Genomic DNA, 15,014 nt, shown 5'->3' with positions numbered 1-15,014 from the left:
GGTCTCTCCTCGTGCGTATCGAGGTGCGGATCCGCCGCGGGGCGGACGTGATCGCCGCAGACGATATGACTACCCGTCAGATTCGGGAAGGGGGTGCGCGCGTGCTGGGGGCGGGGATGTGTGTCGGCCCCAGCGAGTGTTCATGCGGAAGGCCCCGGTGCGCGTAATGCTCGCACCAGGGTCTTCGCGGCAGGACTCAGGTCGTCGCGGCGCAGTTCGGGCAGATGCCGCGGTAGGTCACCTCGACATTGGAGACCGTGAAACCGAACCGCTCGTCGCTCGGCAGATCCGCCAGCGGGTCGCCCGCCGGGTGTACGTCGCGGATGGCGCCGCAGCTCGCGCAGACGAGGTGGTGGTGGGGGCGGTGTGCGTTCGGGTCGTACCGCTTGGCCCGGCGATCCGTGGAGACCTCGATGACCTCGCCGAGCGTCACCATCTCGCCCAGGGTGTTGTAGACGGTGGCGCGGGAGATCTCGGGCAGCTTGGCGACGGCCCGGGCGTGGACCTCGTCAGCCGTCAGGTGTACATGCTCCCCGTCGAGGACCTCGGCCACGACGCGCCGCTGCGCGGTCATGCGCCAGCCGCGTCCGCGAAGTCGTTCCAACAGGTCACTCATGGGAACAAGCCTAACAGTGGGGGGACCGGGTCCCGAACGGGTGTGACTTTGGATGCTCGCTTGACTTGGACTATGTCCATTGTAGGATCGGGACCGGCATACGCCAAGGGACAGGCTGTGCAGGACATGACGAATGTGCAGGAACGACGCAGGAGGCGCACGTGACGCAGGGACCGCTCACCACGGAGGCCGGCGCGCCGGTCGCCGACAACCAGAACAGCCAGACCGCGGGCGTCGGCGGTCCGGTCCTGGTGCAGGACCAGTCGCTGCTGGAGAAGCTCGCGCACTTCAACCGCGAGCGCATTCCGGAGCGCATCGTGCACGCCCGCGGCGCCGGTGCATACGGCACGTTCACCCTGACCCGCGACGTCTCGCAGTGGACGCGGGCGAAGTTCCTCTCCGAGGTCGGCAAGCAGACCGAGACGTTCCTCCGCTTCTCGACCGTCGCGGGCAACCTCGGCTCCGCCGACGCGGTGCGCGACCCCCGCGGCTTCGCGCTGAAGTTCTACACCGAAGAGGGCAACTACGACCTCGTCGGCAACAACACCCCGGTGTTCTTCATCAAGGACGCCATCAAGTTCCCGGACTTCATCCACACCCAGAAGCGCGACCCGTACACCGGCTCGCAGGAGGCGGACAACGTCTGGGACTTCTGGGGTCTGTCGCCCGAGTCCACCCACCAGGTGACCTGGCTCTTCGGTGACCGCGGCATCCCGGCAACGCTGCGCCACATGAACGGGTACGGCTCGCACACGTACCAGTGGAACAACGAGGCCGGCGAGGTCTTCTGGGTCAAGTACCACTTCAAGACCGACCAGGGCATCAAGAACCTCACCCAGGCCGAGGCCAACAAGCTCGCCGGTGAGGACCCGGACAGTCACCAGCGCGATCTGCGCGAGGCGATCGAGCGCGGCGACTTCCCGTCCTGGACGGTGCAGGTCCAGATCATGCCGGCGGCCGAGGCGGCCACGTACCGCTTCAACCCGTTCGACCTCACCAAGGTGTGGCCGCACGAGGACTACCCGCCGATCGAGATCGGCAAGCTGGAGCTCAACCGCAACCCGGAGAACATCTTCGCGGAGACCGAGCAGTCGATCTTCAGCCCCGCCCACTTCGTGCCGGGCATCGGTCCGTCTCCGGACAAGATGCTCCAGGGCCGGCTCTTCGCCTACGGCGACGCCCACCGCTACCGCGTCGGCATCAACGCCGACCACCTGCCGGTGAACCGTCCGCACGCCACCGAGGCGCGGACGAACAGCCGGGACGGCTACCTGTACGACGGCCGCCACAAGGGTGCGAAGAACTACGAGCCGAACAGCTTCGGTGGCCCGGTCCAGACGGACCGGCCCCTGTGGGAGCCCACCTCGGTCGCGGGTGAGATCGGTACGCACGAGGCCCCGAGCCATGCCGAGGACAACGACTTCGTGCAGGCCGGAAACCTCTACCGGCTCTTCTCCGAGGACGAGAAGGCCCGGCTGATCGACAACCTCGCCGGGTTCATCGCCAAGGTGTCGCGCGATGACATCGCCGAGCGCGCGATCAACAACTTCCGCCAGGCGGACGGCGACTTCGGCAAGCGTCTGGAGGCCGCGGTCCAGGCCCTGCGCGGCTGACAAGGACGCCTGTCGTCGACGGTGGGCCGGTTCCCTCTTCGGAGGGGGCCGGCCCGCCGGTCGTTCATGGGGGCTCAGCCGACGAGTTCCGCGTGGTGGCGGCGCCTGGTGGGCGCCCAGCAGCGCAGGATGTCGCGGACCGAGACGATGCCGACGGGCCCGTGGTCGTCCAGCACGATCAGGTGGCGGAAACCGCCGTGCGTCATGGCCTCCGCGGCCTCTTCCAGGGTCCAGGTGGGCGCGGCGAAGACCACATCGGTGGTGGTGTGGGTGGCGGCGGTCTCGACATCGGGGTTCTGGCCGGAGCCGACCGCGTTGAGGATGTCGCGCTCGGTGAGAATGCCGAGCCCGCTGGTGTCCTGGTCGAGGACGACTGCGGCTCCGATGCGGCGGACCGACATCAGCCGGGCGGCCTGGCGGAGCGTATGGGTGGGTCCGATGGTGAGGACCAGCGTGCTCATGGCGTCACGGACGAGCATGAAGAGAGCCACCTCCTTCGTGAAGCGACTGCGTGAGCCGGTTCACAAGTTCACAAGCGGGGGACTCTCAGAGTTGCACCGATGCCTGACCGGAACAAGGGGGGACGAGATCATCCGAGGGGCGTGCGGTGGTGCGCGACGCCCCTCGGGGGGCGTGATCCGGATCAGTAGCGCTGGTTCAGATAGCCCAGGAGCTCGTGGTGGAGCAGTCCGTTCGAGGCCGCCGCGTTGCCGCCGCCGGGGCCGGACACTCCGTCCAGGCTGGTGAACTTCCCGCCCGCCTCCTGGACGATGATCGCGTTGGCGGCCATGTCCCAGAGCGAGAGCTCCGGCTCCGCGCAGATGTCGACCGATCCCTCGGCGACCATCATGTACGGCCAGAAATCCCCGTACCCGCGAGTACGCCAGCAGGCCCTGGTCAGCTCCATGAACCCGTCGAGCCGGCCCTGCTCCTCCCAGCCGCTCAGCGACGCGTACGCGAACGAGGCGTCCGTGATCCGCTCCACCTTCGACACATGCAGCCGGGTCGCGGACGTCAGACTGCGGCCGGAGAACGCCCCCGCACCCTTCGCCGCCCACCAGCGCCGGTTCAGCGCGGGGGCCGATACCACGCCGACCACCGGCTGGAACCCTTCCTCACCGGCCTCCATCAGGGAGATCAGCGTCGCCCAGACCGGCACGCCGCGTACATAGTTCTTGGTGCCGTCGATCGGGTCGACGACCCAGCGCCGCGGGCCGGTGCCTTCGATTCCGTACTCCTCGCCCAGAATCGCATCGCGCGGGCGCGCCCGATGGAGGTGGCCGCGGATCAGCTCCTCGGCGGCCTTGTCGGCCTCGCTCACCGGCGTCATGTCCGGCTTGGTCTCGACCTTGAGATCCAGAGCCTTGAACCGGTTCATCGTCGCCGCGTCGGCGGCGTCCGCCAGCACATGGGCGAGGCGCAGATCATCGTGGTAATCGGGCATGTCGTCACAGTATCGACCGCAGGTGAACAGAGCTACAGGACCCCGCGGCCGCTCGGACCATTGACAGTCCCCGCAAGCGCGTCAACTCTGGGACGCAGAGCCCTTGGCGCGGGAGGCGATGATGCCCACAGCGCGAGACGCATTGCTGGACGCCGCCCTCTCGGCACTGGTCGGCCTGCCCTGGTCGGCGGTGCGCATGGTCGATGTCGCGTCCGCCGCCGGAGTCTCCCGGCAGACCCTCTACAACGAGTTCGGCAGCAAGGACGGCCTGGCCCGCGCCCTGGTCCGGAGCGCCGCCGACGGCTATCTGGCCGGTGTCGACCGGGCGCTGGGATCAGCAGGCGGTACGGGGGACAGGCTGGCGGCCACCGCTGCCTGGACCGTCCGCGTCGTTCGAGCGAATGCCCTGGTCAGGGGGCTGCTCACGGGCTGCTGGGGTGAGCGGTTACCCCGTCCCGTACACCCCGTGGCGCCGACCGCATCGCTCGTGCCCGCCCAGCGGCGCGCCGATGCCGGGACGCCGACGCCCGCCGAGCTGCTCGGCCAGGTCGGAGCGCGAGCGGTGGCCGCCCTCGACGAGGGACGGCCACCGCACGACCCGGAGGTACTGGCTGCGACCTGCGAGATCGCGCTGAGGCTCGCACTGAGTTACGCGTTGGTGCCGACTCCACCGGGGACGGAGGGGGAGGTGGCACCGCTGGTGCGCGAGGTGGTGGAGTGGCGGCCGACCGGGTGACCGCTCGGTGCGCGAGGCGGAGCAGCGGTCGCGGGCCGGGTGACGGCGCCGCGGGCGCCGGTCACGCCGCCGCGTGCCACTTCCCGCGAACGGTTGCCGGGGTGTGAGTGCGCGACGCGCGGTCAGTGGGACGAGCCCGAGAGCTGCAGTCCGATCACTCCGACGATCACCAGCGAGATCGAGACCAGCTTGAGGGTGGAGACCACGTCGTCGAGGAAGACCATGCCGTAGATCGCGGTGCCCGCCGCGCCGATGCCCGTCCATACGGCGTAGGCGGGCCCCACGTCGAGTTTCTTCAGCGACAGCGTCAGCAGACCGAAACTGCCGAGGGCGAAGATGCAGAACGCGACGGTCGGCCAGAGCCGGGTGAAACCGTGCGAGAGTTTCAGACAGACGGCGAAGCCGGTCTCCAGAAGTCCTGCGACCACGACCAGCAGCCACGCCATCGTCAGTGCCCTCCCACGTCGGTGACCGCCTCGCCTCGCTGGGCGTGATTATGCACTTACCTGCGGCAGCAGATCGCAAACGTGCCGGGGTCAGTCGCCTTCGCGTCGCTCCCGGGTGGACATCAGCCGCCGCAGCGATTCCAGCCGTGCCGGATCTGCGTGGCCGTCCGCCACCCAGGCATCCAGGGCGCATTCCGGTTGATTGCTGTCGTGGGTGCAGCCGCGCGGGCAGTCCTCGGTGCCCGGCTCCAGGTCCGGGAACGCGTGGATCACCCGGGACGGGTCGATGTGGTTGAGCCCGAAGGAGCGCACACCGGGGGTGTCGATCACCCAGCCGCGGTAGTCGGGCAGGGGGAGCGCCAGCGCCGATGTGGTGGTGTGCCGGCCACGGCCGGTGACCGCGTTGACGACCCCGGTGGTACGCCGCCGGTCCTTCGGTACGAGTGCGTTGACCAGCGTCGTCTTCCCGACACCGGAGTGCCCGACGAACGCGGTGACCCGGTCGTGCAGCTGCTCGCGGACCCGCTCCGCCGCGTCGCCGTTCTCCAGCTCCTCGCGGCTGGTGACGATGAACGGGACACCCAGCGGGGTGTACGCCTCCAGCAGCTTGTCCGGGGAGGCCAGATCGGACTTGGTCAGCACCAGGAGCGGGGAGAGCCCGCCGTCGTACGCGGCGACCAGACAACGGTCGATCATCCGCGGGCGGGGTTCCGGATCAGCCAGTGCGGTGACGATCGCCAGCTGGTCGGCGTTGGCGACGACCACCCGTTCGTACGGATCGTCGTCGTCCGCTGTCCGGCGCAGCACCGAGCGGCGCTCACCGATGCGGACGATGCGGGCAAGGGTGTCCTTGTCGCCGGACAGATCGCCGACGATGGAGACGGTGTCACCCACCACGGCGGCCTTCCGGCCCAGCTCACGGGCCTTCATCGCCATGACCGTACGGCCGTCGACGAGACAGGTGAGGCGGCCGCGGTCGACGGTGAGGACCATGCCCTCCTCGGCGTCCTCGTGCTTCGGGCGGGTATGCGTGCGAGGCCGGTTGCCCTTCGGGTTGGGGCGGAACCGGATGTCGTCCTCGTCGGGGTTCTTGCCGTAGCGGCGCATGTCTCAGGCCCCGAGCATTCCGGTCCACATCTGCGGGAAGTCCGGCAGGGTCTTGGCGGTTGTCGCCACGTTCTCGATCTCCACTCCGGGGACGGCAAGGCCGATGATCGACCCCGCGGTTGCCATCCGGTGGTCGTCGTACGTATGGAAGGTACCGCCGTGCAGCGGCCGGGGCCGGATGCGGAGCCCGTCGGCGGTCTCGGTGACGTCGCCGCCGAGCTCGTTGATCTCCTTGGTGAGCGCGGCCAGCCGGTCCGTCTCGTGCAGCCGCAGATGAGCAACACCGCTCAGGTTGGACGGGCCGTCGGCGAGGGCCGCGACCGCCGCGATGCCCGGGGTGAGCTCGCCGACCTCGCCGAGGTCGACGTCGATGCCGTGGATACGGCCCGAACCGGTGAACGTGAGCCCGCGCTCGGTCAGCTCGCAGCTGCCGCCCATCGCGGTGAAGATCTCCCGCAGGGCGTCACCGGGCTGGGTGGTGCGCTCGGGCCAGTCGGGGATGGTGACCCGGCCGCCGGTGACCAGCGCGGCGGCGAGGAACGGCTGGGCGTTGGAGAGGTCGGGCTCGACGGTCAGATCGCGGCCGAGCAGGGCGGAGGGGGAGACCCGCCAGACGTTCGGCTCGCCGCCCGTCTCCGGCTCGTCGACCTGGGCGCCGACGGCCCGCAGCATGTCGACAGTCATCCGGATGTGCGGCATGGAGGGGAGTCTCGCGCCGGTGTGGCGCACCTCCACCCCCTGGTTGTAGCGCGGGGCCGACAGCAGCAGCGCCGAGACGAACTGGGAGGACGAGGAGGCGTCGATCGATACCGGTCCGCCGTCCAGCGCACCGCCGCCGTGCACGGTCATCGGCAGCGAGCCGCGCCCGTCGTCGTCGATCCGGGCGCCCAGTACCCGCAGCGCGTCGATCACGCCGTTCAGCGGGCGTTCGTACGAACGGGGGTCGCCGTCGAAGCGGATCGGGCCGTCGGCGAGGGCCGCGACCGGCGGCAGGAAGCGCATGACCGTCCCGGCATTGCCGACAACGATCGTGGTGGGGCCGTGCAGCCCGGCCGGGATGACCCGCCAGACCTCGCCGGAGCCGTCCGGGCCGACGCCTTCCTCGATGCCGACGCCCATCGCGCGCAGCGCCTCGGCCATCAGCAGGGTGTCGCGGGAGCGCAGCGGGCGGCGCAGCCAGCCCGGCTCGGCGGAGAGAGCGGCGAGGACGAGGGCGCGATTGGTGACCGATTTCGATCCGGGCACGGTGACGGTCGCGTCGACGGCGCCGCTCGCTCGGGGGGCGGGCCAGAGGGCGGGGTGCACGGCACTTTCGGTCATGGACCTCACTTTAGTGGCTCACCGCAAACCCGAATATCGATCAAATGAGACGAAACCGGTATGTAACGCAAGCGTGGTAGGTGTCGCCGGGCGGCACCGGCCCTCACATGCCGAGCAGCCAGCGCCCGCCGCCGATCAGTGAGCAGAGCGACACCGAGTGGAAGAGGAACAGCCAGAGCGCGGCCGGCACATCCGTCAGCCGCGACAGCTGGTCCGCGTCCGAGTCCGGCGCACCGCCGTGGCGGCGCTTCGACTGGAGCTCGAAGGCCGGGCGTACGCCGCCGAGCAGCAGGAACCAGACCACGGTGTATGCGAACAGCGACTGCACGGCGGGCGAGGCGAGCCAGGACACCAGCAGGAAGGCCGACCCGGTGAAGATCACCGTCAGTGCCCCGTACACATTGCGAATCATCACCAGCATCACCGCGAGCAGTGCGGTGGCCACCCACAGCAGCAGTGTGATCCTGCCGTCGACCAGCAGCCACGCCCCGCCCAGGCCCAGCAGGGGCGGGGCGGTGTAGCCCGCAGCCGCGGTCAGGATCATCCCGATGCCGGTCGGCTTGCCGCGGCTGACCGTCAGTCCGCTGGTGTCCGAGTGGAGCCGGATTCCGGACAGCTGCCGTCCGGTGAGCAGTGCGATCAGCCCGTGCCCGCCCTCGTGCGCGATGGTGATCGCGTTGCGGCTCAGCCGCCATATCAGGTTCGGTACGACGGCGATCAGTGCGAGTGTTCCGGTCACCACCACCAGCCACTGCTCGGGCGCGGGCTGGGTGCCGAAGACGCGGTCCCACAGATTGCCCAGATCGGTGCTGTCCATGGCGTGGGCGGCTCCTTGCGGTATCGGCGTCTTGTCGTCGTGACGGTCGTGGCAGTCTGGCACTTATGTGCGGACGGTATGCAGCGAGTCGGCGGCCCGAGGATCTGACCGGACTCTTCCGGGTCGAGAGGTGGGAACCGGCGGAGACCTTGGCGCCCGATTGGAACGTGGCGCCGACCAAGGAGGTCTACGCCGTACTGGAACGTCCTGTGAAAGACGCAGATGATCAGCGTCCGGTTCGCCAGTTGCGCGCCCTGAAATGGGGGCTCGTACCGTCCTGGGCGAAGTCTCCCGAGGGTGCCGCACGCATGATCAACGCCCGTGCGGAAACCGTGCACGAGAAGCCGTCCTTCCGCCGCCCCTTCGTCTCGCGGCGCTGCATCCTGCCCGCCGACGGCTACTACGAGTGGGTCACCGGTGCGGATGAGCGGCAGCTGGAGGAGAAGGGGAAGAAGAAGCGGCCCCGCAAGCAGCCCTACTTCGTGACACCCGCCGACGGATCGGTCTTCGCGATGGCCGGACTGTACGAGTTCTGGCGCGACCGGACCCTGCCGGACGATCATCCGATGGCCTGGTGGGTGACCTGCTCGGTGATCACGACCGAGGCGGAGGCCACCCCGCTCGCCGTCGCCCCCGCCGAGGGCCCGGCCACGCTCGCCGACATCCACCCCCGGATGCCGCTGATGCTGACCCCGGACCGGTGGGACGCCTGGCTCGACCCGTCGCGCACCGACATCGAGGAGCTGAAGGGGCTGCTCACACCGCCGCCGGGCGGGCTGATGCGGGCCTATCCGGTGGCCACGGCCGTCAGCAACGTCCGCAACAATGGTCCCGAGCTGCTGGACGAGCTGGCCGCGCCGGAAGCGAGCACGCTCTTCTGAGGCTCTTTCGACCGGGCAGGATGGGGTGCGTGAGTACTGCAGAGACAGGCCGCAGGGCCGAGACGGTCGACACGGAAGCCGGGCCGGCCAGGATCACCTGGCTGCCCGCCGAGAGCCCGAAGAACGCCCGCCTGGTGCTCGCGGTCAGCCATGGCGCGGGTGGCGGCATCGAGACCCGCGACCTGCGTGCCCTGGCCGCCGCGCTGCCCGCCCACGGGGTGACCGTCGCCCTGGTGGAGCAGCCGTGGCGGGTCGCCGGCAAGAGACTCGCGCCCGCCCCGAAGACCCTGGACACCGGATGGCGGGGCCTGTGGCCCGCGCTCACCGCCGCGGGGCTGCCCGTCGTCGCGGGAGGGCGCAGCGCCGGGGCACGGGTGGCCTGCCGTACGGCGGCGGAGCTCGGTGCCCACGCCGTCCTCGCGCTCAGCTTTCCGCTGCATCCTCCGGGGAAGCCGGAGAAGTCCCGCAAGGACGAGCTCCTCGGATCCGGAGTACCCACGCTCGTCGTGCAGGGCGGCAACGACCCGTTCGGGCGGCCCGCCGAATTCCCTCCGGGGGAGTACGAGATCACCGAGGTGCCGTACGGCGACCACGGGTTCGCCGTACCGAAGAAGTCCGGCCTGACCGAGGATCAGGCGATGGAGATCCTCACCGCCGCCGTGACCGCGTGGCTGTCCACCCTCCTCTGACGTACGCACCCTACGGGTGGAGCCGCTCACAGCCACCGCGGAAGCCCGTGCACACCCCCGGGAATGTTGAGCGAGGGGCCACTGTTGTGGGTGACATCGGTACATCAACGTCGTATGTGGAGAGGGAGTCCGTCGCATGGGTTCGACCATCTGCCCGCGCCGCTCGAACGCCGCTGACCTGGAGTGGACGGTCCTGCATGCGGCCAAGACCACTCCCGAGCGGGCACTGAGCGGATCGGATCGACAGCCCGTCTCGAAGCAAGGTCGACTATTCTCCGATTCGAGCGGGTCCGGTTTCGGCTCCGCCACAGCGTTGGAGGAGGTGGGTCCGGTCACTGGGACCGACACAGGGACCGACGACGGCCGCGCACAGGAGACGACTGCCGAGCGCAATGCGCGCTTCGAGCGGGACGCTCTCGGTTTCCTCGATCAGATGTACTCGGCCGCGCTGCGCATGACGCGCAACCCCGCAGACGCCGAGGACCTGGTCCAGGAGACGTACGCCAAGGCGTACGGATCCTTCCACCAGTTCCGTGAGGGCACCAACCTCAAGGCGTGGATGTACCGCATCCTCACCAATACGTTCATCAACTCGTACCGCAAGAAGCAGCGCGAACCTCAGCGCAGCGCCGCCGAGGAGATCGAGGACTGGCAGCTGGCGCGCGCCGAGTCGCACATGTCGACCGGTCTGCGCTCCGCGGAGTCGCAGGCTCTCGACCACCTGCCCGACTCGGATGTGAAGTCTGCTCTGCAGGCGATCCCCGAAGAGTTCCGCATCGCCGTGTATCTCGCCGATGTTGAGGGCTTTGCCTACAAGGAGATCGCGGACATCATGGGGACTCCCATCGGTACGGTGATGTCCCGACTGCACCGGGGCCGCCGCCAACTGCGCGGCATGCTGGAGGACTACGCCCGTGAGCGCGGGCTCGTCCCGGCCGGTGCCGGAGAGTCGGACGATCGGAAAGGCTCGGGCTCATGAGCTGCGGAGAGCCGCACGAGACGGACTGCTCAGAGGTCCTCGATCATCTCTACGAGTTTCTCGACCACGAGATGCCCGACAGCGACTGCTCCAAGTTCGAGGTGCACTTCGAGGAGTGCTCCCCGTGCCTGGAGAAGTACGGCCTGGAACAGGCCGTGAAGAAGCTGGTGAAGCGCTGCTGCGGCCAGGACGACGTGCCGACCGATCTGCGCTCCAAGGTGATGGGCCGGATCGACCTGATCCGCTCGGGGCAGGCGGTGCCCGAGCAGGACGTGACGGCTTCGGAGACCGGTCAGCCGACCGTCGCCAAGGAGTGACGCCCGGCGGCCGTCACTCGTAGCCGCGCCCCGTATCTCCCGCGTCCCGCGCACATCACCCGAATGTGCTAATCGGGCTCATCGACGCTCGACGGGACACACAACTCGCTAGCCTGGCGCCTTCATTGACCACGTTGGGGGGCGGGCGGGGCGGGTGAGAGCCACACGCGGGGCGGCGCGCGCGTACATTCTGACGGCCGCGGTCGGCGCCCTGTTATGTGTGCTCCCCGCGCTGGGAACGGGCGCCGGGACGACCCCGTGGTCCACCGTCGGACTGCTCACCGGGCTCTATCTGGTCTGTGAACTCCCCGGGCGCTGCCCCTTCTTCGGCAGCTCCGTGCCGATCGGCGCCGGATCGTTCTTTCCGCTGCTGCTCGCCGCCGCCTTTCTGCTGCCGCCGGCCGCGGCCGCCCTGGTCGCGATCCCCGGATCACTCGTCGGCCCGGTGGAGGCCCCGCCCGCCACCGCACGGCGTGTCTGGCGGACCGCGCAGCTCGCCGTCACCGTCTGGGCGGCCTCGTCCGTACACGGTCTGCTCGGCGGTGCCGCCACGCTCGGCGGCACCGGTACCGGCCCCGACCGGCTCCCCGACCTCCCGTACGCCCTGCTGCCCGCCTGCGCCGCCGTCCTGGCCTTCAGTCTCGTCCTGACCGCTCTGGACGGCTCCATCCTGGTCGCGGCCGAACGGCTGCCCGTCCGGCGTGCCTGGAGCGGACTGCTGTCCCGCTCGCTGGGACCGCATCTGGTGCACGGCCTCGCCGGGCTGATGATGGCCGTCCTGTGGCGCGGTCCGTACGGGCCGCTGTCCGCGCTCATCGTCCTGCTGCCGATGTACATCTCCTGCTGGGTCTTCGCCCAGTACCACCGCGAGCACGCCGCCCACCGCGCCACCATCAGGGCACTGGTGCAGGCCGTCGACATCAAGGACACGTACACCCGCGGTCACAGCGAACGGGTCGGACAGGCCTCCGTCCTCATCGCCCGCGAACTGGGCATGGACCAGGGCCGGCTGGAGGTTCTCCGGTTTGCCGGCATCCTGCACGACGTGGGCAAACTCGGCGTTCCCACCCGGGTGCTCCGCAAGGACGGACCGCTCACCCCTCAGGAGCGGCGGGTGATCGAACTGCATCCGGAGTACGGGCACGAGATCGTCCGCTCCATCGGCTTCCTCGGCGAGGCGCGGGCCGCGATCCTGCACCACCACGAACGGCTCGACGGCAGCGGCTACCCGTACGGGCTCAGCGGGCGGGAGATCCCCGAGTTCGCACGGGTCGTCGCGGTGGCGGACGCCTTCGACGCGATGACGTCGACCCGGTCGTACCGGCGGGGGAGACCGGTGCCCGCGGCGCTGGAAGAGCTGAAGCGGTGTGCGGGTACGCAGTTCGATCCGCAGATGGTGCGGGCGCTGGTGCGGGCGGTGGGCCGGCACGGGTGGTCGGCGGCGACGGCGGTGGTGACGGCGGACGAGGCGATGTGGCGACCGCGGAGGGAGGGGACGGCGGGCGGGGGCGCCGGAGCCGTCCGGGGGCTGGTTCGTCCTCGACCGCCGGACGGCCCCGGCACCCCCGGTCTGCAGCCGTCCGCGGACCGTCGCCGATGACCCGGGCCGGGACGCGCTTGCCCCCCGTCGTCCTCGCCGTCCGCGGCGCAGCTGCGATGCTTGCCGTCGCCGGGCTCGGCCACACCCTCTGGGACGGTGTCCACGAACCCGGACACGCCCTCGCCTTCGGGGTGCTCATCACTGTCGGTGAACTGGCCCGCTGGGGTGCGCTTCCCGGCGAGCGCGAGCCCGCGCCGCTCGGAGCCGCCGGAGCACTCGCGTACGCACTCCTCGGCGGCAGCGGCGGCGCCCCCACCACCCACGGCGTCCTCCAGGTGGTAGCCGTACTCGTCGCGGCACAGCTCGTCGCCTGTGTGCCCCATGTGGCACGCGGCAGCGGACCCGCGCCCGACCAGGTGGCTCGCCGTATCCTGACCGTCGCCTTCGCCGCCGTGTGCTTCCAGCCGATGTACAACTCCGACCGCACCGCGGACTGGTTCGGCGAAGGCCCGTACTACGTGCTCTTCATGCTCCTGTCCCTCGTCCTGACCGCCCTGTGCGACGCTGTGCTCGCCGCCCTGCTGCTGCGCTCGCGCACCGTCCCCCATGGCTTCAAGAGCATGGGAGGTACCCCCCTCCCATACGGGCCGCTGCTCCACGACGAGCTGCGCGCCCTGATCGGCATCGGGTCGGCGGTCTGCGCGACCGGGGTCGTGATGGCCCTCGGGGTCGCCGTCGCGGGGCTGTGGGCGCTGCCCGTCCTGTGTCTACCGCTGCTGCTGACCCAGGTCTCGTTCCGCCGGTTCGTCGCCGTGCGCACCACCTACCGGCAGACGATCACCTCGCTCGCCCGGTCCACCGAGATTGCCGGATACACCCCGCACGGGCATGCCCGCAGGGTCGCGGTGCTCTGCACGGCCGTCGGACGTGAGCTGGGGCTCTCCGGGAGCGATCTGACCGTGCTGGAGTACGCGGCCCTGATGCACGACATCGGCCAGCTCTCCCTCGTCGACCCGGTCCCGGAGGGGGCGACAGCCACCCTGCCCGCCGCCGAGCAGCGACGCATCGCGCTGCTCGGAGGGGCCGTGGTCCGGCAGACCGGGGTGGACACCGAGGTCGCCGTCGTGGTGGAACGGCAGGCCGACCCCTATCGCGAGCAGCCGTTGTCCGCCAGGATCGTCAGGGCCGTCAACGCATACGACGACCTCTCCGGGGAAAGTCTCATCGGGCCGCTGGGTGCGCTGGAACAACTCAGGCTCGGTACCGGCCACGACTATCAGCCCGAGGTCGTGGAATCACTGGCCAGGGTCCTGGCCCGGGGCGGTCTGGCCCCCGTCCTGCCTGGGTAACCCATGGGTAATGAGCGGGTGTCCGGCCCGGCATGGTTGGATGCGAAGAGGAGCGGAAAACGAGGGTGTCCAGTCGGGACAGGCGGGAATCGTGAGGATCTTCGGGAAGGTACGGCATCGGCCCTCCGCGTCTTGGCGGCAGGCCACGGACCGCGCGTTCACGCTGATCGGCGACGGCCGGTACGAGGACGCGGGCGCGCTGCTGACACGTGCGGCGGACCTGGAACCCTGGCTCTCCGAGTCGTGGTTCAACCTGGCGTTGCTGCACAAATTCCGGCATGACTGGGAACAGGCGAGAGCTGCCGGCCTGAGGGCCGTCGCGCTGCTCGACAAGGAATCCGGTGCTCCCGACTGGTGGAACGTCGGGATCGCCGCCACCGCACTGCAGGACTGGCCGCTGGCGCGCCGGTCCTGGCAGGCGTACGGCCTCAAGGTGCCGGGCGCGGGCCAGTACACCTCGGCGGCCAACAGCGAACCGGTCGGCATGGAGCTGGGCAGCGCCGCGGTACGGCTGTCGCCGGAGGGCGAGGCCGAGGTCGTCTGGGGCCGCAGGCTCGATCCGGCCCGGATGGAAGTGCTCTCCATCCCGCTGCCGTCGTCCGGCCGCCGCTGGGGCGAGGTCGTCCTGCACGACGGCGTGCCGCACGGGGAGCGGGTCACCGCGGCCGGACCCTCGTACCCCGTCTTCGACGAGATCGAGCTGTGGGCGCCGTCCCCCGTACCCACCTGGGTCGTGCTGCTCGAAGCGGCCACCGAGGCGGACCGGGACGCCCTGGAGCAGCTGGCATCCGACGCCGGATTCGCCGCCGAGGACTGGTCGTCCTCCGTGCGGCTGCTCTGCCGGGCCTGCTCGGAGAGCCGGATGGAGAGCGACGAGGGCTACGGCGAGCACCTGGACCCGCACGACCACAGTGAGCCGGGTCATCCGGGTCCGCTGGGGCACCGCACCGCCGGTGAGCTGTGGGTGCCCGAGCGCGAGTGCGGGATAGCGGCACCGGCCGGACTGGTGCGCGGACTGCTGGACGGCTGGGTGGCGGACAGCCCGGACAGCCGTGAGTGGCGGGATCTCGAAGAAGTCTGCTGATCGGTGCCCGTAGGCTGTACGGGCACCGATCGCGGTGCCCGGGCCCCGGTCCATCGGATGTCCGGGTTTCAGGTTT

16 protein-coding genes are annotated in these 15,014 nt (G+C 70.0%); 9 read left to right on the top strand and 7 right to left on the bottom strand.

Going from position 1 to position 15,014, the window contains the following annotated elements; translation table 11 throughout:
* Positions 1–196: 196 nt before the first annotated feature.
* Positions 197–616, bottom strand: a complete 420-nt coding sequence (locus tag NRF20_RS16025; RefSeq protein ID WP_413752783.1) for a Fur family transcriptional regulator — start codon at positions 614–616, stop codon at positions 197–199.
* Between the two features lie 161 nt (positions 617–777).
* Here NRF20_RS16025 and NRF20_RS16020 point away from each other — a divergent pair, with 161 nt between their 5' ends.
* Positions 778–2,229 (top strand): catalase, encoded by a 1,452-nt coding sequence (locus NRF20_RS16020; RefSeq protein ID WP_413752782.1) that lies wholly within the window; start codon positions 778–780, stop codon positions 2,227–2,229.
* A gap of 74 nt (positions 2,230–2,303) precedes the next feature.
* On the opposite strand, the gene NRF20_RS16015 is transcribed toward NRF20_RS16020, so the two are convergent.
* Together NRF20_RS16015 and hisN are read right to left on the bottom strand one after the other, a co-directional pair.
* Complete coding sequence (locus NRF20_RS16015; protein ID WP_093900550.1) at positions 2,304–2,708, bottom strand: cyclic nucleotide-binding/CBS domain-containing protein; 405 nt, start codon at positions 2,706–2,708, stop codon at positions 2,304–2,306.
* Between the two features lie 164 nt (positions 2,709–2,872).
* Positions 2,873–3,673 carry a histidinol-phosphatase gene (gene hisN / locus NRF20_RS16010; protein ID WP_413752781.1) on the bottom strand — a complete coding sequence of 267 codons (801 nt, stop codon included), beginning with the start codon at positions 3,671–3,673 and terminating at the stop codon, positions 2,873–2,875.
* Positions 3,674–3,791: 118 nt separating this feature from the next.
* Between hisN and NRF20_RS16005 the strand changes: the two genes are divergently transcribed.
* Positions 3,792–4,409: a TetR/AcrR family transcriptional regulator gene (locus NRF20_RS16005; protein WP_413752780.1), complete on the top strand. Its 618-nt coding sequence runs from the start codon at positions 3,792–3,794 to the stop codon at positions 4,407–4,409.
* Between the two features lie 122 nt (positions 4,410–4,531).
* Here the strand turns inward: NRF20_RS16005 and NRF20_RS16000 are convergent, their stop codons facing one another.
* The 4 genes from NRF20_RS16000 to NRF20_RS15985 all read right to left on the bottom strand — a co-directional run bounded on the left by NRF20_RS16000 (position 4,532) and on the right by NRF20_RS15985 (position 8,099).
* On the bottom strand, positions 4,532–4,855 hold the full coding sequence (locus NRF20_RS16000; RefSeq protein ID WP_093900541.1) for a DMT family transporter: 324 nt from the start codon (positions 4,853–4,855) through the stop codon (positions 4,532–4,534).
* A 90-nt stretch (positions 4,856–4,945) separates the two neighbouring features.
* Positions 4,946–5,962, bottom strand: coding sequence for a ribosome small subunit-dependent GTPase A (gene rsgA / locus NRF20_RS15995; RefSeq protein WP_266358104.1), 1,017 nt, complete (start codon positions 5,960–5,962; stop codon positions 4,946–4,948).
* A 3-nt stretch (positions 5,963–5,965) separates the two neighbouring features.
* Entirely contained in the window at positions 5,966–7,282 is a 1,317-nt protein-coding gene (aroA, locus tag NRF20_RS15990; protein ID WP_398631170.1) for a 3-phosphoshikimate 1-carboxyvinyltransferase, read from the bottom strand.
* Between the two features lie 103 nt (positions 7,283–7,385).
* Positions 7,386–8,099: a M50 family metallopeptidase gene (locus tag NRF20_RS15985; protein ID WP_398631169.1), complete on the bottom strand. Its 714-nt coding sequence runs from the start codon at positions 8,097–8,099 to the stop codon at positions 7,386–7,388.
* Between the two features lie 65 nt (positions 8,100–8,164).
* Here NRF20_RS15985 and NRF20_RS15980 point away from each other — a divergent pair, with 65 nt between their 5' ends.
* From NRF20_RS15980 to NRF20_RS15950, 7 genes are all read left to right on the top strand, one after another.
* On the top strand, positions 8,165–8,980 hold the full coding sequence (locus NRF20_RS15980) for an SOS response-associated peptidase (protein ID WP_398631168.1): 816 nt from the start codon (positions 8,165–8,167) through the stop codon (positions 8,978–8,980).
* A gap of 29 nt (positions 8,981–9,009) precedes the next feature.
* Positions 9,010–9,669, top strand: a complete 660-nt coding sequence (locus NRF20_RS15975) for an alpha/beta family hydrolase (protein WP_398631167.1) — start codon at positions 9,010–9,012, stop codon at positions 9,667–9,669.
* A 322-nt stretch (positions 9,670–9,991) separates the two neighbouring features.
* Positions 9,992–10,648, top strand: a complete 657-nt coding sequence (locus NRF20_RS15970; protein WP_189273941.1) for a sigma-70 family RNA polymerase sigma factor — start codon at positions 9,992–9,994, stop codon at positions 10,646–10,648.
* Complete coding sequence (gene rsrA, locus NRF20_RS15965) at positions 10,645–10,965, top strand: mycothiol system anti-sigma-R factor (RefSeq protein ID WP_114246548.1); 321 nt, start codon at positions 10,645–10,647, stop codon at positions 10,963–10,965. Before NRF20_RS15970 ends, rsrA begins: the two co-directional genes overlap by 4 nt.
* Before the next feature lie 154 nt (positions 10,966–11,119).
* Positions 11,120–12,565: an HD-GYP domain-containing protein gene (locus tag NRF20_RS15960; protein ID WP_413752779.1), complete on the top strand. Its 1,446-nt coding sequence runs from the start codon at positions 11,120–11,122 to the stop codon at positions 12,563–12,565.
* Positions 12,562–13,854 carry an HD-GYP domain-containing protein gene (locus NRF20_RS15955; RefSeq protein WP_398631165.1) on the top strand — a complete coding sequence of 431 codons (1,293 nt, stop codon included), beginning with the start codon at positions 12,562–12,564 and terminating at the stop codon, positions 13,852–13,854. Before NRF20_RS15960 ends, NRF20_RS15955 begins: the two co-directional genes overlap by 4 nt.
* 91 nt (positions 13,855–13,945) lie before the next feature.
* Complete coding sequence (locus NRF20_RS15950; RefSeq protein ID WP_398631164.1) at positions 13,946–14,938, top strand: tetratricopeptide repeat protein; 993 nt, start codon at positions 13,946–13,948, stop codon at positions 14,936–14,938.
* Positions 14,939–15,014 lie beyond the last annotated feature (76 nt).

It is taken from the genome of Streptomyces sp. R-74717 (assembly GCF_047305335.1).
GTDB lineage: Bacteria > Actinomycetota > Actinomycetes > Streptomycetales > Streptomycetaceae > Streptomyces > Streptomyces atratus.
Note: the sequence above shows the minus strand (reverse complement) of the source record. Positions and strands in the feature narration are given on the sequence as shown.